This window comes from Mycobacterium paraintracellulare (assembly GCF_000276825.1).
Taxonomy (GTDB): Bacteria; Actinomycetota; Actinomycetes; order Mycobacteriales; family Mycobacteriaceae; genus Mycobacterium; species Mycobacterium intracellulare.
In genome coordinates this window covers 377,391-399,662 of the sequence record NC_016948.1, presented here as the reverse complement: position 1 = coordinate 399,662, position 22,272 = coordinate 377,391, and the positions used below count along the sequence as shown (strand labels likewise).

Below are 22,272 nucleotides of genomic sequence, written 5' to 3'. Positions count from 1 at the left end.
CTCTACTTGGGGCGCTTGAGGTAGGCGACGTGCTGTTCGCCGGTCGGGCCGTTCAGCACGGACACCAGCTCCCAGCCGTCGGCGCCCCACTGGTCGAGGATCTGTTTGGTGGCGTGCGTCAGCAACGGGACGGTGACGTACTCCCAGGCGGTCGGTTGGCTCATGCGGCGAGCTTATCGGTCGGAGGTGAACCGCTCCGGCCAGCCCGGCCGGGCTAGCATGCGAAGGTGGCAACCACTTCGAGCGGCGGCAGCGCCGTCGGCTGGCCGGCGCGCCTGACCAAGGCCCGCTTGCATTTTGTGACCGGCAAAGGCGGTACCGGCAAGTCGACGATCGCGGCGGCGCTGGCGCTCACGCTGGCGGCCGGCGGCCGCAAAGTCCTCCTCGTGGAAGTCGAGGGCCGCCAAGGGATTGCGCAACTCTTCGACGTCCCGCCCCTGCCCTATCAGGAGGTGAAGATCGCGACCGCCGAACGCGGCGGTCAGGTCAACGCCCTGGCGATCGACATCGAGGCCGCATTCCTGGAATACCTCGACATGTTCTACAACCTGGGCATCGCGGGCCGCGCGATGCGCCGCATCGGTGCGATCGAGTTCGCGACGACCATCGCGCCCGGCCTGCGCGACGTGCTGCTCACCGGGAAGATCAAAGAGACGGTGATCCGCGTCGACAAGAACCGGCTCCCGGTGTATGACGCGATCGTCGTCGACGCGCCCCCGACGGGACGGATCGCGCGGTTTCTCGATGTCACCAAGGCCGTCTCCGATCTGGCCAAGGGCGGCCCCGTGCACTCGCAGGCCGACGGCGTCGTGAAGCTGCTGCACTCCGAGCAGACCGCCATTCACCTGGTCACCCTGCTGGAGGCGCTGCCCGTCCAGGAAACGCTGGAGGCCATCGAGGAGCTCACCGACATGCAGCTGCCGATCGGCAGCGTGATCGTCAACCGCAACATCGCCTCCTACCTGCAACCGGCCGATCTGGCGAAGGCCGCCGAGGGGGACGTCGACGCCGACTCGGTGCGGGCCGGGCTGGAAAAGTCCGGAATCACGTTGAACGACAACGACTTCGCCGGCCTGTTGACCGAGACCATCGAGCACGCGACCGTGATCGCCACCCGCTCCGAGATCGCGCAACAGCTCGACGCGCTGAAGGTCCCGCGGCTACAACTTCCGGCGATCTCCGACGGGGTCGATTTGGGCAGCCTTTACGAACTGTCGGAATCGCTTGCACAGCAGGGAGTTCGATGAGTACCACGCCGAAACCGCTTGATATGGCCGCTATCCTGGCCGACACGTCGAACCGGGTGGTGGTGTGCTGCGGCGCGGGCGGCGTGGGCAAGACGACCACCGCGGCCGCGATCTCGCTGCGCGCCGCCGAATACGGCCGCAACGTCTGCGTCTTGACGATCGATCCGGCCAAGCGGCTGGCCCAGGCGCTGGGGGTCAACGACCTCGGCAACACGCCGCAGCGCGTCCCGCTGGCGGCGGAGGTTGACGGCGAGCTGCACGCGATGATGCTCGACATGCGTCGCACCTTCGACGAAATGGTGGTCCAATACTCCGGACCCGGTCGCGCACAAGCGATTCTGGACAACCAGTTCTATCAGACCGTCGCCAGTTCGCTTGCGGGCACGCAGGAATACATGGCGATGGAGAAGCTGGGCCAGCTGCTGGCCGAGGATCGCTGGGACCTGGTGGTCGTCGACACCCCGCCGTCGCGCAACGCGCTGGACTTCCTGGACGCGCCGAAGCGGCTGGGCAGCTTCATGGACAGCCGGTTGTGGCGGCTGCTGCTGGCGCCGGGCCGCGGCATCGGCCGGTTGGTCACCGGCGCAATGGGTTTGGCCATGAAGGCAATGTCGACCATCCTGGGCTCACAGATGCTCGGCGACGCCGCCGCGTTCGTGCAATCGCTGGACGCCACCTTCGGCGGCTTCCGGGAAAAGGCGGACCGCACGTACGCGCTGCTGAAAAGGCGTGGCACGCAATTCGTCGTGGTGTCGGCGGCCGAGCCCGACGCGTTGCGCGAGGCGTCCTTCTTCGTCGATCGGCTGTCGCAGGAAGGCATGCCGCTCGCCGGGCTGGTCTTGAACCGCACGCATCCGACGTTGTGCTCGCTACCGGCCGAGCGGGCGATCGACGCCACCGAGATGCTGGAGCACGACACCGATTCCGAAGCCGCGTCGCTGGCCGCGGCCGTGCTGCGGATTCATGCCGACCGCGCGCAGACCGCCAAGCGGGAAGTCAGATTGCTCTCCCGATTCACCGGAGCCAATCCGCACGTGCCGGTCATCGGCGTTCCTTCGCTGCCGTTTGACGTGTCGGATCTGGAAGCGCTGCGGGCCCTCGCCGACCAGATCACGTCGGTCGCTTAGGGCCCCACTCGGTCAGCCCGCGGTGCGGCTTCTGCTCTTGTCGAAGAAGTCCGCCCAGGACACCACCTCGGGGTGCTGCTTGAGCAGCGCGCGGCGTTGCCGCTCGGTCATGCCGCCCCACACCCCGAACTCGACCTTGTTGTCCAGCGCGTCTGCCGCGCATTCCTGCATCACCGGGCAGTGCCGGCAGATCACTGCCGCCTTGCGCTGGGCCGCGCCACGGACAAACAGTTCGTCGGGATCGGTCGTGCGGCAGAGCGCCTTCGAGACCCAAGCGATCCGTTCTTCAGCATCGACGCTGCGGAGTACACCTTGTGCGGCTGCGATGTTTGTCCTACGCGCCGCCGGCCGTATTGGTGACACGAATCGTTCCCTTTCCCTACCGGCCGCCCGTCACGGCCGCCCTCCTTGGGTGCAGATCCAACCCTGCGATCTACGCCTCACCATGTACATCGGTGTTACCTGAATCTCACCGTGTGTCTAAGTTAGGTGGTCAGGTGCCAATTGCGCAACAGTCCGATAACGCTTTTTTTGGGACGAGCGTGCCGTCTCGTCCAAAAAATCCGGCGGGAAAGTGATCTTGCACACTGGGCTACCCGTCTGACCTGTGACGCAATCGCAAATTCTCGGTGCGCGCCCGAGGGGCCCGGGCGCCGAAATTTTTGGGCGAAGTTGCAGCGTGGCGGCGTGACTGGGGGCCGCTACTGTAGTACCCATGTCAGACCGCCCCCCGGCCGCGCTCACGATTTTGAAGCTCGCGGGGTTCTGTTTGTTGGCCAGCGTCGTCGCCACCGCGCTCCTGTTTCCCGTCGCCGGCGGCATAGGGCTGGTGTCCAATCGGGCCTCCGAAGTGGTCGCCAACGGCTCCGCGCAGCTGCTGGAGGGCGAGGTGCCGGCGGTGACGACGATGGTCGACGCCAAGGGCAACACCATCGCGTGGCTGTATTCGCAGCGCCGGTTCGAGGTGCCCAGCGACAAGATCGCCAACACGATGAAGCTGGCGATCGTCTCCATCGAGGACAAGCGGTTCGCCGACCACAACGGGGTGGACTGGAAAGGCACTCTGACCGGGCTGGCGGGCTACGCGCGCGGTGACGTGGACACGCGCGGCGGGTCGACCATCGAGCAGCAGTACATCAAGAACTACCAGCTGCTGGTCACCGCGAAGACCGACGCGGAGAAGCGCGCGGCGGTGGAAACCACCCCGGCGCGCAAGCTGCGCGAGATCCGGATGGCGCTGACGCTGGACAAGACCTTCACCAAGCCCGAGATCCTGACGCGGTATCTGAACCTGGTCTCGTTCGGCAACAACTCGTTCGGCGTGCAGGACGCCGCCCAGACCTACTTCGGCATCAACGCCTCCGACCTGAATTGGCAGCAGGCGGCGCTGCTGGCGGGCATGGTGCAATCGACCAGCGCGCTCAACCCGTACACCAACCCCGAGGGCGCTCTCGCGCGGCGGAACCTGGTGCTGGACACCATGATCGAGAACATCCCGCAGGAGGCCGAGGCGCTGCAGGCCGCCAAGGCCGCGCCGCTGGGCATCCTGCCGCAGCCCAACGAGTTGCCCCGCGGCTGCATCGCGGCGGGCGATCGGGCGTTCTTCTGCGACTACGTGCAGGAGTACCTCTCCCGGGCCGGGATCAGCAAGGAACAGGTGGCCCGGGGCGGCTACCTGATCAAGACGACGTTGGACCCGGACGTGCAGCTGCCGGTCAAGGCGGCGATCGACAAGTTCGCCAGCCCGACGCTGCCGGGCATCTCGAGCGTGATGAGCGTGATCCAGCCCGGCAAGACGTCGCACAAGGTGATGGCGATGGCCAGCAACCGCACCTACGGGCTGGACGTCGACGCCGGTCAGACCATGCGCCCGCAACCCTTCTCCCTGGTCGGCGACGGCGCGGGATCCGTCTTCAAGATCTTCACCACGGCCGCGGCCCTGGACATGGGGATGGGCATCAACGCCACCCTCGAGGTGCCCGGCCGGTTCCAGGCCAAGGGCATGGGTAGCGGCGGGGCCAAGGGCTGCCCGAAGGACAACTGGTGCGTGGTCAACGCCGGTAACTACCGCGGGTCGATGAACGTGACCGACGCGTTGGCCACCTCACCCAACACCGCGTTCGCCAAGCTGATCCAGCAGGTCGGGGTGACGCGCACGGTGGACATGGCGATCAAACTCGGGCTGCGGTCCTACGCCGACCCCGGCACCGCCCGCGACTACAACCCCGACAGCAACGAGAGCCTCGCCGACTTCGTCAAACGGCAGAACATCGGATCGTTCACCCTGGGCCCGATCGAGGTGAACGCGCTGGAGCTGTCCAACGTCGCGGCCACGCTCGCCTCGGGGGGCACCTGGTGCCCGCCGAACCCGATCGACAAGGTGGTCGACCGCAAGGGCAACGAAGTCGCGGTGACGACCGAGACCTGCGATCAGGTGGTCCCCGAGGGGCTGGCCAACACACTGGCCAACGCGATGAGCAAGGACGCGTTGGGCGGCGGCACGGCGTCCGGTTCGGCCGGCGCGGCGGGCTGGGACCTGCCGATGTCCGGTAAGACGGGCACCACCGAAGCCCACCGCTCCTCGGGCTTCGTCGGATTCACCAACCACTACGCGGCGGCCAACTACATCTACGATGACTCCACCAACCCCACGGACTTGTGTTCGTCCCCGTTGCGGCACTGCGGCGAGGGCGACCTCTACGGCGGTAACGAGCCCGCGCGCACGTGGTTCACCGCGATGAAACCGATCGCCACCAACTTCGGCCCGGTGCAACTGCCGCCCACCGACCCGCGCTACGTCGACGGCTCCCCCGGGTCGCGGGTGCCGAGCGTGGCGGGCCTGGACATCGACGCGGCACGCGCGCGCATCAAGGAGGCCGGCTTCCAGGTCGCCGACCAGAACAACTTCGTCAACAGCAGCGCGAAGCAGGGCGAGGTGGTCGGCACGACACCGAGCGGCGCGACGATTCCGGGCTCGATCATCACCATTCAGGTCAGCAACGGCATCCCGCCCGCCCCGCCGCCGCCGCCCGAAGGGGCGCCGGTGCCGGTCGGCTCGCAGGTCGTCGAGATTCCGGGGCTGCCGCCGATCACCATCCCGTTGATGGCGCCGCCACCGCCGGCCCCGCCCGGTGCGCCGCCCCCGTAAATCTGATTGCGTCGTGACGCACGAGATACGCTGCCCGTCCGCGACCGGCAGTAGGCTGCCATCATGGCGAACGTTATGCCCGTCCTGATACGTGCCGGTGCCGCGGCGCTCGGTTCGAGCGTCGCCGGCCTCGGCTATGCCGCGATCATCGAGCGCAACGCCTTCGTCCTGCGCGAGATCACCATGCCCGTGTTGAGCCCGGGTTCCACACCGTTGCGCGTGCTCCACATCAGCGATCTCCACATGACGCCCGGCCAGCGGCGCAAGCAGGCGTGGCTGCGGGAGCTGGCCGGCTGGGAGCCGGACCTGGTGGTCAACACCGGCGACAACCTGGCCCACCCGAAGGCCGTCCCGGCGGTCGTCCAGGCCCTGGGCGACCTGCTGTCGCGGCCGGGTGTCTTCGTGTTCGGCAGCAACGACTACTTCGGGCCGCGCCTGAAGAACCCGCTGAACTACGTGACCAACCCGTCGCACCGGGTCCGCGGCGAGCCGCTGCCCTGGCAGGACCTGCGGGCGGCGTTCACCGAGCGCGGCTGGCTCGACCTCACCCACACCCGGCGCGAGTTCGAGGTGGCGGGTCTGCACGTCGCCGCCGCGGGCGTGGACGACCCGCACCTCGACCGGGACCGCTACGACACCATCGCGGGCCCGGCCAGCCCCGCGGCGAACCTGCGGCTGGGACTGACCCACTCCCCGGAGCCCAGGGTGCTGGACCGCTTCGCCGCCGACGGCTATCAACTGGTGATGGCCGGGCACACCCACGGCGGACAGGTCTGCCTGCCGTTCTACGGCGCCCTGGTGACCAACTGCGGCCTGGACCGCTCGCGCGCGAAGGGGCCGTCGCGGTGGGGCGCGCACATGCAGTTGCACGTCTCCGCGGGGATGGGCACCTCGCCGTTCGCGCCGGTGCGATTCTGCTGCCGGCCCGAGGCGACCATGCTGACGCTGATCTCCACCCCGATGGGCGACCGCGACGCGGCCAGCGACCTGAGCCGTTCGCAGCCAACAGCTTCGGTGCGTTGACCGACCGGACCCGGATCGCGGTCCGCAGCCGCTCACGGTGCTGGACCGACAACGCGATCCGGTTGATCCACGCCGACGCCCGCCGCAGCGCCGACACCCACCTGCTGCGCTATCCGCTGCCGTCGGCGTGGAGCACCGACGTCGACGTCGCGCTGTACCTCAAGGACGAGACCACCCACATCACCGGCAGCCTCAAGCACCGGCTGGCCCGCTCGTTGTTCCTCTACGCCCTGTGCAACGGCTGGATCGACGAGGGCACCACGGTGGTCGAGGCGTCGTCGGGTTCGACGGCGGTGTCGGAGGCCTATTTCGCGGCCCTGCTGGGGCTACCGTTCGTCGCGGTGATGCCGGCGGCGACGAGCGCATCGAAGGTCGCGCTGATCGAAGCCCACGGCGGCCGTTGCCATTTCGTGCAGAGTTCCAGCGAGGTGTATGCCGAAGCCGAGCGCGTCGCCCGCGAAACCGGCGGGCACTACCTGGACCAGTTCACCAACGCCGAACGCGCCACCGACTGGCGGGGCAACAACAACATCGCCGAGTCGATCTTCGAGCAGATGCGCGAGGAGCGCTTCCCCGTCCCGGAATGGATCGTGGTCGGCGCCGGCACCGGCGGGACCAGCGCCACGATCGGGCGCTACATCCGCTATCGCCGCCACGCCACCCGGTTGTGCGTCGTCGACCCGGAGAACTCCGCCTTCTTTCCCGCCTACGCCGAGGACCGCGACGACGTTCTGATGCCCACCTCGTCGCGCATCGAGGGCATCGGCCGCCCGCGGGTGGAGCCGTCGTTTCTCCCCGGCGTGGTCGACCGCATGGTGGCCGTCCCGGACGCGGCGTCGATCGCCGCCGCGCGCCACGTCAGCGCCGTGTTGGGGCGCCGGGTGGGACCGTCCACGGGCACCAACGTGTGGGGCGCGTTCGGCCTGCTCGCCGAGATGGTCGCCGAAGGCCGCAGCGGTTCGGTGGTGACGCTGCTCGCCGACAGCGGCGACCGCTACCGCGACACCTACTTCAGCGACGAGTGGGTCGCGGCGCAGGGACTGGACCCAACGGGCCCGGCCCGGGCGCTGGTCGAGTTCGAGCGTTCTTGCTCGTGGGAGTGACGTGGCGCACCGCGGTTTGGCGAGCCGCTGGCCCGGTGCGATAGGCTGTCGGAGCTTCAGGCGGGGTGTGGCGCAGCTTGGTAGCGCGCTTCGTTCGGGACGAAGAGGCCGTGGGTTCGAATCCCGCCACCCCGACCACTTAGGTTTTGCTCGTCCGGTGTCGGTCGCAATCACCCAAAACCCGGCCGATATAGTGGATCTCACCGTAATGCTGAGCAGACAGCATTGACATTCGTCGCCGTCATAACTGACAAATGATCGCCTCGCGAGACCGCAGGCTGGGAGAAAACGGCGCGGGTTTTGCCTGGAACCGGTCTCGACGCACGAAGGCGACATTCAGTGACCAATTTCGACGATCTCACCCTGCTCACCGACGTTCTGCGGGCCATCTATTCGGCGGACGCGGCCGACTTCCCTCGGGTGCTGGACGAGCTGACCAGGGCGGCGGCGCGCTGGGTGCCCGGGGCGCAGGAGGCGGGGATCACGGTCACCAGCCGGCAGAACGAGGTCAGCACCCCCTCGGTCACCGACGACTGCGCCAGGTTGCTCGACGAGTTCCAGCAACGCCACCTCGAGGGGCCGTGCGTGCACGCCGCGTGGACCCGGAAAGTCGTCGTCATCGACGACCTCGGGAGCGACTCGCGCTGGCCGAAGTATCAGGCCGACGCCCTCGCGTACACGCCGGTGCGCAGCGTCCTGTCACTGCCGATGTACGCCGACGAGCTCAGCATGGGGGCGCTGAACTTCTATGCCGAACGCCCGCACGCCTTTTCCGACGATTCCCGCCGGGTGGCCGCCGTCTTCGCCGCGCTGGGCGCCCTGGCGTGGAGCAACGTCGTCCGCACCCAACAGTTCAGGGAGGCCCTGAGCACCCGCGACACCATCGGGCAGGCCAAAGGCATTCTGATGGAGCGCTACGACCTCGATGACCACACGGCGTTCAACACGCTGATCAAACTGTCGCAGAGCACGAACACCCCGCTGCGCGAGATCGCGCGCCGGGTCATCGAGGACACCACCCGGCGCTGAGGCGCGCCGTCCGAACGCGCTGCGGCCCAGGGCATCTCGCGGCCGTTAGTTCCCCCGCACGGGAAGGGGCGCCACCCGCGTCCAGTTCTGCAGCTGGGTGCGCCCGACCAGCCGGCATTGATGGGTGCCGGCCAATTGGCGGGCCGCCTTCGTGAACGTCTGGTTGGTCACCACGACCGCCCGATTGCAGCCGTGGTGGCGCGACCCGGAAACGACCTGTTGCACCGCGGCGACGCCGACGGCCTTGGCCAGCCTTTTGCACTGCACCGCCATGCGGACGCCGCCCCTTTTGGCGATGAGGTCCACCCCGTAGTCGCCGGTGCTCGCGGTCGGCGTGACGGTGTAACCCGCGACGCGCAGCTGGGCGGCGACGAATTCCTCGAATTCGGTACCGGACATGCGGTCGATGGCCCGCAGCCGGGATTTCGCGTGTTTGAGGTCGCGGCGGCGGTGGGCGTCGGCCTGACGGCGGTCCCGCTGCACCGAAAGCCACCACAGCACGGCGACCGCGAGCGCGAGCCCGCCGAGGCCGGCCAAAAACCCCGCCGGCGGGCTGCCGGTGGCCTGCTGCGTGAAATACCAAGGGAGAGCTAACCCCAGCAGGAGGAGCAACCCGAGAACCTTCTCCATGACTCCTCAACGTGCCGTTCGCGCCGACGCAGACTTGTCCGATGAACCTAGTTCAAGCCTGTGACATTTCGGCGCAGGCGCGAGACGGCGCCACGCCGCGGCCGGGGCGCTATCGGCGCGTTACGCGCAGTCGGCGCAGACCGGCAGGCCGGAGCTGGAGCGACGCAACCGGCTGCGGTGCTGCACCAAAAAGCAACTCGAGCAGGTGAACTCGTCGGCCCGCTGGGGAATCACGGTCACCGTCAGCTCCTCCCCGGACAGGTCGGCGCCGGGCAGCTCGAAGAAGTGGACATCGTTGGGGTCCTCGTCGACCACGGTGGTGCCGGCCCCGTGCAGGGTCGGTGCCAGCTCGCGCAGCGAGGACTTGTCCTGGGTGTCGTTGTCGGATACACGGCGTGCGTCGTAGTCAGTGGTGGTCGCCATCGGAGTTCCTCCCTGCTCTCAGACGGGCTGACGCACTTTGCTGTACTCACCCGTGGCGCAGGCAGTACCCCGTTCACGCGCGCCCTACACCGATCTGGGGCAAGAATTTCGGCCGCCGCACGCATCCGCTTACGCGCCAGCGGGTCCCCCCGGCGTCCCGGCGTCGCCGACCGGACGCCGCCGGGGCAACCCAACGCGGTCGCTCGCGAGATCCGTTGAATGCCAGCGTTATTCGCAACGGAGCGGCGGCTCGGGTCGCCGCCGCCACGCCGCTCAGCCGCCGGCCGGTGTCAGCCCGGCCCGGCGTGGGTATGCCCACCACATGACGTTGCGACCCGATGCGGGCGCCCCCGCCGTCCTGTTCGACGTCGACGGCACCCTGGTGGATTCCAACTACCTGCACGTCCACGCGTGGCGGCGCGCGTTCGACGCCGAAGGCATCGTGGTGGCGTCGTGGCAGATCCACCGCCGCATCGGCATGGACGGCTCAACGCTGGTGCGGACGCTGTCCGACGACGCGCCCGACGACGTGCAGGAGCGGCTCAGCGACAAGCACAGCCACTACTACCGCGAGATCACCGCGTTGTCAGAACCGCTGCCCGGGGCCCGCGCCCTGCTGCGCCGCGTCGCGGACCTGGGACTGCAGGTCGTGCTCGCCAGCTCGGCGCCCGAGGACGAATTGGCGATCTTGCGCAAGGTGCTCGATTGCGATGACGTCATCTCCGAGACGACCTCGTCCCGTGACGCCGACACCGCCAAACCCGAACCGGGCATCGTGCACGTGGCGCTGGACCGGGCCCGGGTGGATGCCCGGCACGCCGTCTTCGTCGGGGACGCCGTCTGGGACGCGCACGCCGCGGCGGCCGCGGGAGTGCCCTGCATCGGGCTGCTCAGCGGCGGCATCTCCCGCGCGGAGTTGCAGGAGGCCGGGGCCGCCCCGATCTTCGCCGATCCGCAGGACCTGCTCGACCATCTGGAAACCACCCGGATCGCGGAGTTGTCGCCCGGCCGCTGACTACATTCCGTGCGTGCGCAGCGTCAGGGGTAACGCCCACCAGAAGATGGCAAACAGCGCCAGGGCGCAGGCTCCGGCGATGAACCCCACCGTCGCCCCGGCCACCGCGACAAAGACGATTGCCGTGACCCCGGTCAGCGCCGTGCCCAGCAACGCCAGCCCGGCGTAGGCACACCGGTGCGCGGCCGACACCAGCGCCTGGAGGCGGTGCCGCCGGAACAGCAGCCGGTGAATGGCGACCGGGGCGATCAGCAGCACGGTTGCGCCCACCGAACACCCCACCGTCACCAGGTACACGATCCGCATCGGTCCGCTGAGCACGTCGAAGCGCTGCTGGAACGGCAGCGTCAACAAGAACCCGGTGAGCAGCTGCACGCCGGTCTGCACCACGCGCAACTCCTGCAGCAGGCTGTTCCAATTGCGGTCCAGCCGTTCGATTTCGGTTTCACCGCGCTGGCTGCGGTCCCATTGTTGGTCGTCTTCCGGATGATCGACACCCATGGCTGCCGGCGCCCCGGTTGCTAGCCGTTGAGTTTGCCGTCCCGCACCGCGGTCAGCGCGTCGTCGAGCGTCGGATACAGCGGGAAGGTCTTGTCCAGACCGGTCAGATGAATCGGCCGCCTGGTGGCCGGGCCGCGCGCGACCACGCCGAACCCGGTGTCCTTGCCCAGCTTCTCGTACGTCGCGGCCAGGATCTTCAGCCCCACCGAGCCCAGGAACTCCACCGCCGAGAGATCGATGACCAGTGCGGTGGGACTCTCCGCGACGACCGCGCCGATGGCCTGTTCCAGGGCAGGAGCCGTGACCAAATCGATTTCGCCGCTGACACTGACCACGGAAACGCCGTCGTGGTCCTCAACCAACGTGGTAATCGAATCAGGAGCTGACAATGGCAATCCTTTGTCCTGGGCCTTGAATGCCTCGAGCGTGGTTCAACCCTAGCCTGCGTTATGAACTGCGAGAAGAATATGCCCTCTACACGTGGCCCGCGACAACCCAGGCTAGTCTCGCAAAAAGGAACTGCAGACCGCAGTGCGTGACGTGTACTCGGGAGGCCTGGGGAGGCCATATGTCAGATTCGACGTCGGATTTCACCAGTACCGGCACCGCAGCGCAAGTCGTCGGCATTTCCAGCGAGGGGCTGTTGCCTCAGCTCGTTCAGCACCTGCGGCAGAATCGGACCGTTTTGCGGGAGGAATGGGCCCGCCGCATCACCGAGGCCGAGCTGCTCACCGCGATGACGCCCGAAGAGCTCTTCTCCGAGGCCACGGCCGTCTACGACAACTATGTCGAGGTGCTCGAGACCGGTAGCGTCGAGGCGCTGCAGGCCTACGCCCGCGACCTGTCCGAACGCATCATTCCACGGGGCGTGGAAACCGACGAGGTCGTCGGCATCGTCCTGCTGCTCCGCGACGTGCTGGCCCGCTCGCTGTTCGAGAAGTACCAGACCGAGTTCGAGATGCTCAACCGGGTGCTGGACGCCTACGAGCCGGCGGCCAACCGGATCGCCAACACCGTGGCGGTCAGCTTCGTCCAGGAACGTGAGCGCATCATCCGCCAGCAGCAGGAGGCGATCCGGGAGCTCTCGACGCCGGTGCTGCAGGTGCGTGAGCAGTTGCTGATCCTGCCGATCATCGGTGTGCTGGACAGCCAGCGCGCCCGCCAGGTCACCGAGCAGCTGTTGCGCGCCATCCGCGCCAACCGCGCGAAAGTGGTGGTCATCGACATCACCGGTGTGCCGACCATCGACTCGACCGTGGCCAACCACCTGGTGCAGACCGTCGACGCGTCGGGGCTGATGGGTGCCAGCGTGATCATCACCGGTCTGTCCTCGGAGATCGCGCTGACGCTGGTGACGATCGGCCTGGACCTGTCGAAGATGAACGCGGTCGGCGACCTGCAGGGCGGCATCGAGGAAGCCGAGCGGCTGCTGGGTTACGAGGTGACTCGCACCGGCGAGCAGACCGGGTGACGGTTAGGAACGCGAGCGCCGCATGCCAGTACCGATCCTGAAACAGGGTTCGATCCTCATCGCCTCGGTGCAGGCCGCGCTCTCAGACTCCGACGCCGAACGGCTGCGCTACGACCTCATGGAGCGCGTCAGCCGGTTCCGCGCGCAGGGCATCATCGTCGACGTCACCGCCATCGACGTCATGGATTCCTTCGCGGCCCGCTCGCTGCGCACGATCGCGCACATGACCCGGCTGCGTGGCGCGGACACGGTGATCGTCGGCCTGCAGCCCGAGGTGGCGTTCGCGATGGTCCAGCTTGGCCTGGCGTTCGACGACATGAACACCGCGCTGGACCTGGAAGAGGGCCTGTCCCTTCTGAATCGTCAACTGGCGCAGCGCAAACCGACGATCGGGCGCGATGGTGGCGGCTGATATCGTCGTCGCCATCGACCATCCCGACGACATCGTCGACGCCCGCAAGGCGGGACACCAGCTCGCCCTCGATCTGGGATTCTCGCTGACGGACGTCACCATTATCGCGACGGCGATCTCCGAAATCGCGCGCAACATCACCAGCTACGCCGGCCGCGGCTCCGTCCGGGTCGGGGTGGCCGACCGGGAGGGGCGCAAGGCCCTGGTGGTGCGCGCGGAGGATCAGGGGCCCGGGATCGCCGACATCGAACGCGCGATGGAAGACGGATATTCGACCGGCCGCGGGCTCGGGATGGGATTGCCGGGCGCGCGCCGCCTGATGGACCGGTTGGTCGTCGAGTCCACGGTCGGTCAGGGGACCGTCATCGAGATGTGGAAATGGGTCCCGCCCCGTGCATGAAAGCGGCCGGTTCGGACCCATCGAATGGGCCAGGGCGGGCCGGCCCTTGCCCAGCGAGTACACCTCCGGCGACCGGGGCATCTCGGTCGCCATCGGCGGCGAGGCCGCGCTGTTCGGTCTGGTGGATGGCCTCGGTCACGGGCCGGCCGCCGCGGAGGCTGCGCTGCGCGCGATCGATGCGGTCAAGAACAACAGTTCCGAGCGGCTCGAAGTCCTGATCCAGCTTTGCCACCGGCTGCTCACCGGAACCAGAGGGGTGGCAATGACGTTGGCGCGGGTGGATTTCGCCGCGAACACGCTGACGTGGACGGGGGTCGGCAACGTCACCGCCGATCTGGTGGCCAAGGCGCCCAGCGGTGTCCATGTCCGGTCCAGTGCCCGTCTCACCGGGGGCATCGTCGGCTACCGGATACCGGAAATCCTTCCGGCACAGGCTATTTCGATCCGCCCCGGTGATCTTCTCGTGATGAGCACCGACGGGATCGGGGAAGATTACCTGGGTCACGTCGACTTCTCGGCGCACGCTGTCGCCATCGCGGAAGAGATTCTCGGTAAGGGCGCCAAGGAAACCGATGACGCGATGGTGCTGACGGCGCGGCACAGGGGGACCTCGACATGAGCGGCAACGAAGACTTCCACGATCGCTACGCCGCCGCGTTGCGCAACTATCTGGACTCACCCGATGACGCCAACTTGTCGATCGGAAATGAGCTCGGTCGCACGGCCCTGCAGAATCAGATCAGCCTGCTCGAAATCGTCGAGAACCACGTCCGCCTGGTTTTCGAGATCGCGAAGGACGTGCGCATCGACGGGCCGATCGCGCTGGAGTTCCTGCTGCAACTGCTGGCTCCCCTCGACGTGGCCATGCGCGGATTCATCGACGGCAACAGGCGCTACGCGGAACAGCGGGATCGCGCGGATTGGCTGGCAGATCGCGACAAATTCCGCAACGCGCTGGTGAATTCGCTGCAGGAGGGGTTCTTCGTCGCCGACCACGAGGGCTCCGTGATCGAGATGAACAGCGCCTTCATCGACATCATCGGCTTTCCCAGCGAGGGTTTGCCCTATCGGTGGCCGCACCCGTGGCTGGTCGACACCAAGACGGCGGCCGAGCAGATCGGCCTGGTGCTGAACCACGGCAGGGCCGACTACGAAACGCCGATCCGCCACGGCGACGGGCATCTCGCCTGGGTGAAGGTGAGCATCAACGCGGTCAAGGAATCCGGCAGCGATCGCGACGCCTACGTCGGGACCGTTCGTGATATCACCGCGGAACGCGCATTCGCGGCGCGGGAGAGCGCGGTGTTGCGCCTGGCCACGGCGGTGGCGGTGGCCAGGAGCGTGGATGAGTTGCTGTCGATCACGCTCGACGAGTGCCGCGCGGCGATCGACGTGCAGCGGGTGGTCGCGGTCATGTGGCCCAGCGGCGAGGGCGACCCGACCGTCCACACCGCGGGCGAGCCCGCGGCGACGTCGTGGCGCAAGCTGGATCCGTGGTTGCGTCACACCTTCTCCGACGCGCGCCAGCAACTACCGCTGACCGCGAAAACCGTTGAGTCACCTGATCATCCCGGTAAGGCCCAGGGGTTGGTCGCGGTGCTCTCCGGCACCGGGGACCTGGCGTTGTGGCTGGAGCTGCGCACACCCCGCTGGGTCAGTGGCGAAGACCGCCTGCTGGTCACCGTGCTGATCAGCCACCTCAGTCTGGCGATGCAGCACGTTCGTCAGTTCGAGAGCGCCCGCGAGACGTCGCTGACGCTGCAGCGTGCCATGCTCCCGCCCATCCAGCCCCCGCCGGGTTTCACGGTGCGCTACGAACCCGCGGTGCTGCCCTTGGAGATCGGCGGTGACTGGTACGACGTGCTGCCGATCGGCGAGCACCGCATCGGCATCGTCGTCGGCGACTGCGTGGGACGCGGCCTGCCCGCCGCCGCCATCATGGGCCAGCTGCGCAGTTCCGCGCGAGCGTTGTTGATCAACGGCGCCGAGCCGGCGGTGCTGCTCGATCAGCTGGACTCGGCGGCGTCGCTCATCCCGAACGCCTACTGCACCACCGTGTTTCTCGCGATCCTGGACACCGAAACCGGGCTGTTGCAATACAGCAACGCCGGGCACATGCCAGCCGTGCTCACCGGCCCCGAGCCGGGCACGACGACCCTGTTGACCGACGCCGCTTCGGTGCCGCTCGCGGTCCGCCGCGATGAACCGCGCCCGCAGGCCACCCGGGTGCTGCCGCCCGGCTCGACCCTGATGTTGTTCACCGACGGGCTGGTGGAACGCAAACACGAGTCGATCGACGACGGAATCGCCCGCGCGGCAGACGTTCTGGCGCAGACGATGACATTACCGCTGGACACCGTCGCCGACGAGATGCTTCGTGAACTGGCGCCGGCGGGTGGCTATGACGACGACGTCGCGATGGTGATCTACCGCCACCACCAGACGCCGCTACGCATCGAAAGTGACGCCACCGCAGACCAATTGGTTCGCATCCGGCACCGCCTCGCGGACTGGCTGCGCGCCGCCCACATCACGGGGGACCTGGCCGCCGACATCGTGCTGGTGGTCAACGAGGCCTGCACCAATTGCGTCGAACACGCCTACCGCGGATTCGTCGCGGGGACGATGGTGGTCGAGGCCAGCCTCGGCGACGGCGAAGTGCGCACCCGTATCACCGATTACGGTTCGTGGAAGGCGCCGGCCGCCGACCCGGTCAACAGTGGGCGCGGCTTGCCCCTGATCAGGGCGCTCAGCGATGCGACGCAGCTCGACACCGCGGCCACCGGCACCACCCTCGACATCACCTTCAGACTGCCGGCTGAATCCGGCTAGTGGGCGTCGAAAAGTGTTGCGGCGCCGTTTGCCGGGCCCCGGTTACGGGTAGTCACCGGCGTGACCCGCTCATCGACCATGACTGAACCCGTCCTGCCCGAGGCACACGGGCCCCTGTCGACAGCCGTTCGTTGCGCGCTGGCGGGCCCGCCGTCGGTTGACCATTTCGCGCGCATCGGCGCATCCGTGCGCGATTCCGACCCGTACGGTCTGGATCTGCAGCTGGCGCTGTCCGTCTGCTACGAGCTGCACTACCGCGGTTTCGCCGGTGTCGACCCCGCGTGGGAGTGGAACCCGGCGCTGCTGGCGCTGCGCGCCGAGCTGGAGCGCGTGTTCTTGGCCGGTGTGCGCCGCGACGTCGGGCCGATCGAACCCGAGCAGACGGCCGCGGCTGAGATGGAAGCGATTTCGATCGAACCCGTCGACGGCACCGGCCCGTCGTACTACCTGCGTGACACCGGGACGTGGCAGCAGATGTGCGAATACTTCGTGCACCGCTCGCTGTATCACCTCAAAGAGGGCGATCCGCACGCCTGGGCCATCCCGCGCCTGATGGGCACCGCCAAAGCGGCCTTCGTGGCGGTGGAGTTCGACGAGTACGGCGCCGGGCAGGGCCCCCGACTGCACCAGCAACTGTTCGCCGATCTGCTGACCGCGGCCGGGCTGGACGCGACGTATTGGGGTTACGTCGACGCGGTTCCCCCCGAATCGCTGGCGGTGGTCAATCTGATGTCGCTGTTCGGGTTGCACCGCTCGTTGCGCGGCGCCGCGATCGGGCACTTCGCGTCGACCGAGATCACCTCGCCGCCCGGATCCCAGCGCATGGTGCGGGCGTTGGAGCGCTTGCAGGCGCCCGCGGCCTGCATCAATTTCTACAGCGAGCACGTCGAGGCCGACGCGGTACACGAACACGTCGTGCGCGCGGATGTGGTCGGCGATCTCGTCGCCCGGGAGCCGCAGCTCGAGCAGGACGTCATCTTCGGGATCCGCGCGCACGCCGCGGTCGAAAACCGCTTGGCGGAAACGATTATGGCGTCGTGGAAGCAGGATCGGACGTCGTTGCGGCGGCCGCTGACGTAGCGGTCGTCTTGCTCAGGCGCTTGCATCTGCGGTGGCTGGTGTCGCACAAGGGGTACCTGCCGCTGCGACGGCAGGTGCAGATCGCCACCATGAACCGGTCGGACTGAACGACCTCGCCGCCGGGCATCTCGATGCGCACCGGACCCGAAACCAGCACCGGGCCGTTGGGCACCACCTGAACCCTGGTGGGACTCATCGCTTTTCGGCCCGAATCACGATCAGTTCCTCTTCCCGGCGTCCGCGCGGTATCAGGCCGACGTCTTCCAACCACTGCGCCCGGGATGTCATCACCGGGCCGAACGGAATCCATTTCGAGGCAACCACTGCCGCGTCCATACCGGCCCACTTGAGGGAATCCAGCGACTGCTGGACACCGGCGAGTGCCGAGTGCACCATCAGCAGGGATCCACCGTCGCGCAACAACTTCGGAGCCGACTCGCACAGCGGGTCGAGGATCAGGCGTCCGTCTCGGCCGGCATTCCAGGCCCACGACGGTCCGGCTTCCGGGCAGATCTCTTCCAGCTCGGCACCGGGCGGGGTCGGCACGTAGGGCGGATTCGACACCACCACGTCGAACGGCGCGCACTCCACCGCGGTTATCCACGACCCCTCGCGAACGTCGATGTCGATTCCGGCAGCCGCGGCGTTCTCCCGGGCGCAGCGAACGGCCTGCGGGCAGATGTCGAAGGCGGTCGTGTCGGCGCAACCCATCTCCGCCGCCGCTATCGCGACGAAACCGCTGCCGGTGCACAGGTCCAGAACGCGCCGTCCCGGGATCAGACCGGTCTCGTGCATCACATCGACCAGCAGTCTGGAGTCCTCCTGCGGCCGATACACGTTCTGGGTGGGCAAGACGGCGGGCTCGGGATATGTGGTCGTCACGGTTGGCCTTTCGAGAACCCTATACGGATAGCCGCTGATCACGGCTTGGCGGGATGATGCCCGCAAACCGGGGCATTCAAACCGACCGGCCCGGCATCGCCGCGGCTAACCGGCCGTCGCCTGGGCAAACTGTTTGAGGATCGCCGCGCAGAACGCGGGGAGGTCCGACGGTGACCGGCTGGAGATCAAATTGCCGTCGATGACGACCTCGTCGTCTTCCACCTGGGCGCCCGCGTTGCGAAGATCCGTGCGAATGCTCGGGTAGGACGTCAGCGTCCGGCCCACCGCCACACCGGCTTCCACCAGGGTCCAGGGTCCGTGACAGATGGCGGCCACCGGTTTGCCCGAGCTGACGAAATCGCGGACGAACGAGACGGCGTCGTCGTCCATGCGCAGCTTGTCCGGGTTCACCGTGCCGCCCGGCAGCACCAGGCCGTCGAATTCGCCCACCGACGCCTCGGACACTTTCCGATCGACGGCGAAGGTCCCGGCGGGCTCGAGATCGTGGTTGCGGGCCTGGATTTCGCCGTCCTTGAGCGAGAGCACCTCGACCTTGGCCCCGGCCTCTTGCAGCGCCGCGCGCGGCTGTTCGAGCTCAACCTTTTCCACGCCGTCGGCCGCGAGAAAAGCTATTCTCTTTCCTTGCAATTCGTTTGACATCGCCGTTTTCCTTCCTGCGATCGACGATTCGCGTCGGATCAAAGAGTTCGCATCGCCGTGTAGAGGTCCAGGCCGGCGATCCCGGACAGGGCGGCGGCACAGACGATGCCCTGGCGCCGCCGGCCGGGACCGCGGGCGGCCACACCCGCGATCAACAGGGCCATATCCAGGACATCCCCGGCCACACGGGTCCACACCAGCTTGTCGGGGCCCCCGAACAGCGCCGCGCCGTGGCCGCATTCGCGCACGCCGAGCGCGCGGATCACCCGGCGCGACCGGGCGGTGTCGTCGACGCCCGCGATCGCGGCGACCCGACTCGGCGCCACCAGTTCGCTGATGCCCAGGGCGAAGCTGGCACCGCCGAGCGCGGAGACCAATGTGGCTGTGGTGTTGTCCGATTGGTCGCTCGTCATCGCCCGCCCGCCGATCAGTTCGCTGCCTCGCGCAGCGCCGCGAGCAACGGCTCGGCGGCCTCTTTGAGGAACCTCTCCTGGGTGTCCCCGCCGACCTGGATGAGCGCGATGTCGGTGAATCCGGCTTCCCAGTAGGGCCGGACGCTCTCGACGATCGCGTCGAGGTCGGGCCCGCAGGGAATGGTGCCGGCGACGTCTTCGGGGCGGACGAATTGGGTCGCGCCGGCGAAACCGGCCGGGGTCGGCAGGTCGGCGTTCACCTTCCAGCCGCCGGCAAACCAGCGGAACTGGTCGTGCGCGCGCTTGACGGCCGTGTCGCGGTCGGGGTCCCAGCACACCGGTATCTGGCCGATCACCCGGCCGCCACCGGCGAGGTTCGCGGCCTGGCGGGCGCCGTGCCAGCCGTGGACGAGTTCGGCCTTGGGCTCCGTCGCGATCAGGTGGTCGGCCAGCTTGGCGAACTTGTCGATCGCCTTGGTGCCCCCGATGGCCACCCCGATGCCGACCGGGACGTCGGGGACGTCCCACAGCCGCGCGGAGTCGACCTGGAAATAGTCGCCGGTGAAGTCCACCAGCTGCCCGCCGAACAGTTCCCGGATGATCTTGATGGCCTCACGCAGCATGTCCTGGCGGCGGGTGACGGCCGGCCAGCCCCTGCCCACGACGTGCTCGTTGAGGTTTTCGCCGCTGCCCAGGCCCAGCGTGAACCGGCCGTCGGACAGGATCTGCACGGTGGCGGCCTGCTGGGCGACGATGGCCGGGTGATACCGCATCGTCGGGCACGTCACGTAGGTGTAGAGGTCTACCCGTTCGGTGGCCTGTGCCACCGCACCCAGGACCGCCCAGGCGTTGGGCGCGTGTCCCTGCGAGCTGAGCCACGGTGAAAAGTGGTCACTGCAGACGTGGAAGTCGAAACCGCGCTGTTCGGCCGAAATGGCGTACTGGACAAGCTCTTTGGGTCCACTCTGCTCGGTCATCAAAGTGTAGCCAAAATTGGTCATGCGCAGTTGGGTACCCGGCTGCCCCGAGGGCAAACGAGACCACCGAACCGGTCGGGCTACAGGCGCTCTTTGACGGCGGCCGACAATCGGGCGCCGTCGGCCTTGCCGGCCGCGATCGCGGTGGCGGCCTTCATCACCAGGCCCATCTGTTTCATGCCGGGGCGCTCGCCGATTTCCTCGGCCACCTGCGCGATCGCCGTGTCGGCAACGTCGGCCACCTCGGCCTCGGTGAGCGGGGTGGGCAGGTATTCGTCGATGATCCTGGCCTCGGCGTGCTCGTTGGCGGCCAGGTCTCCGCGCCCGTTCTGGGTGTAGATCTCGGCGGATTCGCCGCGTTTGCGCGATTCCTTGGCCAGCACCTTGATGACCTCCTCGTCGGTGAGGTCTTTGGCCTGCTTGCCGGACACTTCCTCGGTTTGGATCGCGGCCAGCAGCATCCGCAGCGTGGCCGTTCGCAGCTTGTCCTGGGCCTTCATCGCCGCGGTCAGGTCCGCCCGGAGCCGGGATTTGAGTTCCGCCATGTGTGAGACGCTACGCGCGGGCGCGGGGGACAACGCGGTCAATGCCGGTCAATGCCGGTCAACATTGTGAAATGCCACGACCGCCGACAGGATGGAGCCCATGACGAACGACGCGCCCGGCCGCGGAGCTAGTTTGCAAGGCCTCGGCGTTCGGTGACCGCGCCGCCGCCTGGTCATCCGGTTGGCCCGCCGCCCGCATACGGCCCGCCGCCTCAATACGGCCCGCCACCTCAATACGGCCCGCCCCCGGTCTACCCGACCTATGGTCCCCCGCCGGGCTATCCGCCCCCACCCGGCCACGGCGTCCCACCCGGCTACGGGCGGCCGCCGGGCTACGGCACCCCACCCGCCTTCGGCGCGCCGCCGGGCTACGGAACGGTCAAGCCCGGCATCATCCCGCTGCGCCCGCTGACCCTCGGCGACATCTTCAACGGCGCGGTCGGCTACGTGCGCGCCAATCCGAAAGCGACGCTGGGTCTGACCGCCATCGTCGTCGTGGTCATGCAGATCATCACCAAGGTCGCCTTCTTCGGCCCGCTGGCCGCCCACGACCGGTTCACCACCACCGGCGAGCCCGACACCCTGACCGCGGGGGTCCTGGGCGCCTGGACGGCGTCGGTGGGGGCCGGCCTCCTCGTCGGCTGGTTGGGCGGCATGCTGCTGTCCGGAATGCTCACCGTCATCGTCGGGCGGGCGGTGTTCGGGTCGCCGATCACCATCGGTGAAACCTGGACCAGGATCCGCGGGCGGCTGCCGGCCTTGCTCGGCCTGGCCCTGGTCGAGGCCGTCGTGGTGGCGGCCCTGGCCGGGCTGGTCGCGGTGATCATCGGGGTGCTGGCGGCGATCGGCAGCGCCGCGGCGGCCGTGGTGCTCGGCATCCCGCTGGTGCTGGTCGTCCTCGCGGCGCTGGTGTACCTGTACACCGTGGTGCTGTTCGCCCCGGTGCTGATCGTGCTGGAACGGCTGCCCGTGCTCGACGCGATCACCCGATCGTTCAAGCTGATCCGCAACGGCTTCTGGCGAGTGCTGGGCATCCGCACGCTCACCTTCCTGGTGGCCTCGATCGTCGCCAACGCCGTCGCGGTGCCGTTCAGCATCGTCGGTCAGTTTTTCCAGATCACCTCGTCCGGCACCGCCTTTTTGATCAGCACCGCGATCCTCTCCGTCGGGGCGGCGATCGGCGAGATCATCACCGCACCGTTCAACGCCGGAGTGATCGTCCTGCTCTACACCGACCGCCGGATGCGCGCCGAGGCGTTCGACCTCGTCTTGCAGACCGGAGCCGCCCAGGGGCCCTACGCGGCCGCGTCCACCGACCACCTCTGGCTCACGCGGCCGCTGTAACGGCCGAGCG

At 68.0% G+C, this 22,272-nt stretch carries 26 protein-coding genes and 1 tRNA gene; 15 read left to right on the top strand and 12 right to left on the bottom strand.

The window, feature by feature from the left end; genetic code table 11:
- Positions 1-2: 2 nt before the first annotated feature.
- Positions 3-164, bottom strand: coding sequence for a DUF4177 domain-containing protein (locus OCQ_RS26415; RefSeq protein ID WP_008263345.1), 162 nt, complete (start codon positions 162-164; stop codon positions 3-5).
- A 63-nt stretch (positions 165-227) separates the two neighbouring features.
- On the opposite strand from OCQ_RS26415, the gene OCQ_RS01950 reads away from it, so the two are divergent.
- Together OCQ_RS01950 and OCQ_RS01945 are read left to right on the top strand one after the other, a co-directional pair.
- Entirely contained in the window at positions 228-1,247 is a 1,020-nt protein-coding gene (locus tag OCQ_RS01950; protein ID WP_014383701.1) for an ArsA-related P-loop ATPase, read from the top strand.
- Positions 1,244-2,374, top strand: a complete 1,131-nt coding sequence (locus tag OCQ_RS01945; protein ID WP_041784761.1) for an ArsA family ATPase — start codon at positions 1,244-1,246, stop codon at positions 2,372-2,374. Before OCQ_RS01950 ends, OCQ_RS01945 begins: the two co-directional genes overlap by 4 nt.
- A 12-nt stretch (positions 2,375-2,386) precedes the next feature.
- Here OCQ_RS01945 and OCQ_RS01940 read toward each other — a convergent pair whose 3' ends face one another.
- On the bottom strand, positions 2,387-2,737 hold the full coding sequence (locus tag OCQ_RS01940) for a WhiB family transcriptional regulator (RefSeq protein ID WP_008263340.1): 351 nt from the start codon (positions 2,735-2,737) through the stop codon (positions 2,387-2,389).
- Between the two features lie 352 nt (positions 2,738-3,089).
- Between OCQ_RS01940 and ponA2 the strand changes: the two genes are divergently transcribed.
- From ponA2 to OCQ_RS01915, 5 genes are all read left to right on the top strand, one after another.
- Complete coding sequence (gene ponA2, locus OCQ_RS01935; protein WP_008263338.1) at positions 3,090-5,522, top strand: transglycosylase/D,D-transpeptidase PonA2; 2,433 nt, start codon at positions 3,090-3,092, stop codon at positions 5,520-5,522.
- A gap of 63 nt (positions 5,523-5,585) precedes the next feature.
- The gene (locus OCQ_RS01930; RefSeq protein WP_008263336.1) at positions 5,586-6,545 is read left to right on the top strand and encodes a metallophosphoesterase; all 960 of its coding nucleotides are present in this window, start codon (positions 5,586-5,588) and stop codon (positions 6,543-6,545) included.
- Positions 6,542-7,648, top strand: a complete 1,107-nt coding sequence (cds1, locus tag OCQ_RS01925) for an L-cysteine desulfhydrase Cds1 (protein WP_014381696.1) — start codon at positions 6,542-6,544, stop codon at positions 7,646-7,648. Before OCQ_RS01930 ends, cds1 begins: the two co-directional genes overlap by 4 nt.
- Positions 7,649-7,709: 61 nt before the next feature.
- Positions 7,710-7,786 (top strand) — tRNA-Pro (locus tag OCQ_RS01920).
- Between the two features lie 201 nt (positions 7,787-7,987).
- Positions 7,988-8,677, top strand: coding sequence for a GAF and ANTAR domain-containing protein (locus OCQ_RS01915; RefSeq protein WP_009954787.1), 690 nt, complete (start codon positions 7,988-7,990; stop codon positions 8,675-8,677).
- 45 nt (positions 8,678-8,722) lie between these two features.
- On the opposite strand, the gene OCQ_RS01910 is transcribed toward OCQ_RS01915, so the two are convergent.
- Positions 8,723-9,307, bottom strand: coding sequence for a restriction endonuclease (locus OCQ_RS01910; protein ID WP_008263324.1), 585 nt, complete (start codon positions 9,305-9,307; stop codon positions 8,723-8,725).
- 120 nt (positions 9,308-9,427) lie between these two features.
- Positions 9,428-9,730: a DUF4193 domain-containing protein gene (locus OCQ_RS01905; protein ID WP_014378938.1), complete on the bottom strand. Its 303-nt coding sequence runs from the start codon at positions 9,728-9,730 to the stop codon at positions 9,428-9,430.
- A gap of 322 nt (positions 9,731-10,052) precedes the next feature.
- Between OCQ_RS01905 and OCQ_RS01900 the strand changes: the two genes are divergently transcribed.
- Complete coding sequence (locus tag OCQ_RS01900; protein ID WP_014383699.1) at positions 10,053-10,745, top strand: HAD family hydrolase; 693 nt, start codon at positions 10,053-10,055, stop codon at positions 10,743-10,745.
- Here the strand turns inward: OCQ_RS01900 and OCQ_RS01895 are convergent, their stop codons facing one another.
- Positions 10,746-11,246, bottom strand: coding sequence for a DUF6328 family protein (locus tag OCQ_RS01895; RefSeq protein WP_009954783.1), 501 nt, complete (start codon positions 11,244-11,246; stop codon positions 10,746-10,748). It abuts the gene before it with no gap.
- 20 nt (positions 11,247-11,266) lie between these two features.
- Complete coding sequence (locus OCQ_RS01890) at positions 11,267-11,635, bottom strand: STAS domain-containing protein (protein ID WP_008263316.1); 369 nt, start codon at positions 11,633-11,635, stop codon at positions 11,267-11,269.
- 179 nt (positions 11,636-11,814) lie between these two features.
- On the opposite strand from OCQ_RS01890, the gene OCQ_RS01885 reads away from it, so the two are divergent.
- The 6 genes from OCQ_RS01885 to OCQ_RS01860 all read left to right on the top strand — a co-directional run bounded on the left by OCQ_RS01885 (position 11,815) and on the right by OCQ_RS01860 (position 17,441).
- Positions 11,815-12,717, top strand: a complete 903-nt coding sequence (locus tag OCQ_RS01885; protein WP_009954780.1) for an STAS domain-containing protein — start codon at positions 11,815-11,817, stop codon at positions 12,715-12,717.
- A gap of 22 nt (positions 12,718-12,739) precedes the next feature.
- Positions 12,740-13,129 carry an STAS domain-containing protein gene (locus tag OCQ_RS01880; protein WP_008263312.1) on the top strand — a complete coding sequence of 130 codons (390 nt, stop codon included), beginning with the start codon at positions 12,740-12,742 and terminating at the stop codon, positions 13,127-13,129.
- Positions 13,119-13,529 carry an anti-sigma regulatory factor gene (locus OCQ_RS01875; RefSeq protein WP_014383698.1) on the top strand — a complete coding sequence of 137 codons (411 nt, stop codon included), beginning with the start codon at positions 13,119-13,121 and terminating at the stop codon, positions 13,527-13,529. Before OCQ_RS01880 ends, OCQ_RS01875 begins: the two co-directional genes overlap by 11 nt.
- The gene (locus OCQ_RS01870) at positions 13,522-14,148 is read left to right on the top strand and encodes a SpoIIE family protein phosphatase (protein ID WP_041784760.1); all 627 of its coding nucleotides are present in this window, start codon (positions 13,522-13,524) and stop codon (positions 14,146-14,148) included. The genes OCQ_RS01875 and OCQ_RS01870 overlap by 8 nt, the downstream gene beginning before the upstream one ends.
- A complete protein-coding gene (locus OCQ_RS01865; RefSeq protein ID WP_014383696.1) occupies positions 14,145-16,361 on the top strand; it encodes a SpoIIE family protein phosphatase in 2,217 nt (738 codons plus the stop codon). The genes OCQ_RS01870 and OCQ_RS01865 overlap by 4 nt, the downstream gene beginning before the upstream one ends.
- Before the next feature lie 78 nt (positions 16,362-16,439).
- Complete coding sequence (locus tag OCQ_RS01860) at positions 16,440-17,441, top strand: iron-containing redox enzyme family protein (protein WP_008263299.1); 1,002 nt, start codon at positions 16,440-16,442, stop codon at positions 17,439-17,441.
- On the opposite strand, the gene OCQ_RS25715 is transcribed toward OCQ_RS01860, so the two are convergent.
- The 6 genes from OCQ_RS25715 to OCQ_RS01835 form a co-directional block, all read right to left on the bottom strand.
- A complete protein-coding gene (locus tag OCQ_RS25715) occupies positions 17,389-17,637 on the bottom strand; it encodes a CDGSH iron-sulfur domain-containing protein (protein ID WP_080587974.1) in 249 nt (82 codons plus the stop codon). The genes OCQ_RS01860 and OCQ_RS25715 overlap by 53 nt on opposite strands.
- A complete protein-coding gene (locus tag OCQ_RS01855) occupies positions 17,634-18,323 on the bottom strand; it encodes a HemK2/MTQ2 family protein methyltransferase (RefSeq protein WP_008263297.1) in 690 nt (229 codons plus the stop codon). The genes OCQ_RS25715 and OCQ_RS01855 overlap by 4 nt, the downstream gene beginning before the upstream one ends.
- A 105-nt stretch (positions 18,324-18,428) precedes the next feature.
- On the bottom strand, positions 18,429-18,983 hold the full coding sequence (locus OCQ_RS01850; protein ID WP_008263296.1) for a type 1 glutamine amidotransferase domain-containing protein: 555 nt from the start codon (positions 18,981-18,983) through the stop codon (positions 18,429-18,431).
- A gap of 38 nt (positions 18,984-19,021) precedes the next feature.
- Entirely contained in the window at positions 19,022-19,396 is a 375-nt protein-coding gene (locus OCQ_RS01845) for a hypothetical protein (RefSeq protein WP_014383693.1), read from the bottom strand.
- Between the two features lie 14 nt (positions 19,397-19,410).
- Positions 19,411-20,397, bottom strand: coding sequence for an LLM class F420-dependent oxidoreductase (locus tag OCQ_RS01840; RefSeq protein WP_008263293.1), 987 nt, complete (start codon positions 20,395-20,397; stop codon positions 19,411-19,413).
- A 56-nt stretch (positions 20,398-20,453) separates the two neighbouring features.
- Entirely contained in the window at positions 20,454-20,918 is a 465-nt protein-coding gene (locus OCQ_RS01835) for a GatB/YqeY domain-containing protein (RefSeq protein WP_008263292.1), read from the bottom strand.
- 153 nt (positions 20,919-21,071) lie between these two features.
- Between OCQ_RS01835 and OCQ_RS01830 the strand changes: the two genes are divergently transcribed.
- Complete coding sequence (locus tag OCQ_RS01830) at positions 21,072-22,262, top strand: hypothetical protein (protein WP_014378928.1); 1,191 nt, start codon at positions 21,072-21,074, stop codon at positions 22,260-22,262.
- Positions 22,263-22,272 lie beyond the last annotated feature (10 nt).

Coding starts and splice junctions, on each gene's coding strand:
- OCQ_RS01835 (WP_008263292.1), bottom strand. CDS start 20,918: ATGGCGGAACTCAAATCCCGGCTCCGGGCGGACCTGACCGCGGCGATG.
- OCQ_RS01860 (WP_008263299.1), top strand. CDS start 16,440: ATGACTGAACCCGTCCTGCCCGAGGCACACGGGCCCCTGTCGACAGCC.
- OCQ_RS26415 (WP_008263345.1), bottom strand. CDS start 164: ATGAGCCAACCGACCGCCTGGGAGTACGTCACCGTCCCGTTGCTGACG.
- OCQ_RS25715 (WP_080587974.1), bottom strand. CDS start 17,637: ATGAGTCCCACCAGGGTTCAGGTGGTGCCCAACGGCCCGGTGCTGGTT.
- OCQ_RS01900 (WP_014383699.1), top strand. CDS start 10,053: ATGACGTTGCGACCCGATGCGGGCGCCCCCGCCGTCCTGTTCGACGTC.
- ponA2 (WP_008263338.1), top strand. CDS start 3,090: ATGTCAGACCGCCCCCCGGCCGCGCTCACGATTTTGAAGCTCGCGGGG.
- OCQ_RS01880 (WP_008263312.1), top strand. CDS start 12,740: ATGCCAGTACCGATCCTGAAACAGGGTTCGATCCTCATCGCCTCGGTG.
- OCQ_RS01905 (WP_014378938.1), bottom strand. CDS start 9,730: ATGGCGACCACCACTGACTACGACGCACGCCGTGTATCCGACAACGAC.
- OCQ_RS01840 (WP_008263293.1), bottom strand. CDS start 20,397: ATGACCAATTTTGGCTACACTTTGATGACCGAGCAGAGTGGACCCAAA.
- OCQ_RS01895 (WP_009954783.1), bottom strand. CDS start 11,246: ATGGGTGTCGATCATCCGGAAGACGACCAACAATGGGACCGCAGCCAG.
- OCQ_RS01885 (WP_009954780.1), top strand. CDS start 11,815: ATGTCAGATTCGACGTCGGATTTCACCAGTACCGGCACCGCAGCGCAA.
- OCQ_RS01930 (WP_008263336.1), top strand. CDS start 5,586: ATGGCGAACGTTATGCCCGTCCTGATACGTGCCGGTGCCGCGGCGCTC.
- OCQ_RS01945 (WP_041784761.1), top strand. CDS start 1,244: ATGAGTACCACGCCGAAACCGCTTGATATGGCCGCTATCCTGGCCGAC.
- OCQ_RS01910 (WP_008263324.1), bottom strand. CDS start 9,307: ATGGAGAAGGTTCTCGGGTTGCTCCTCCTGCTGGGGTTAGCTCTCCCT.
- OCQ_RS01865 (WP_014383696.1), top strand. CDS start 14,145: ATGAGCGGCAACGAAGACTTCCACGATCGCTACGCCGCCGCGTTGCGC.
- OCQ_RS01845 (WP_014383693.1), bottom strand. CDS start 19,396: ATGACGAGCGACCAATCGGACAACACCACAGCCACATTGGTCTCCGCG.
- OCQ_RS01850 (WP_008263296.1), bottom strand. CDS start 18,983: ATGTCAAACGAATTGCAAGGAAAGAGAATAGCTTTTCTCGCGGCCGAC.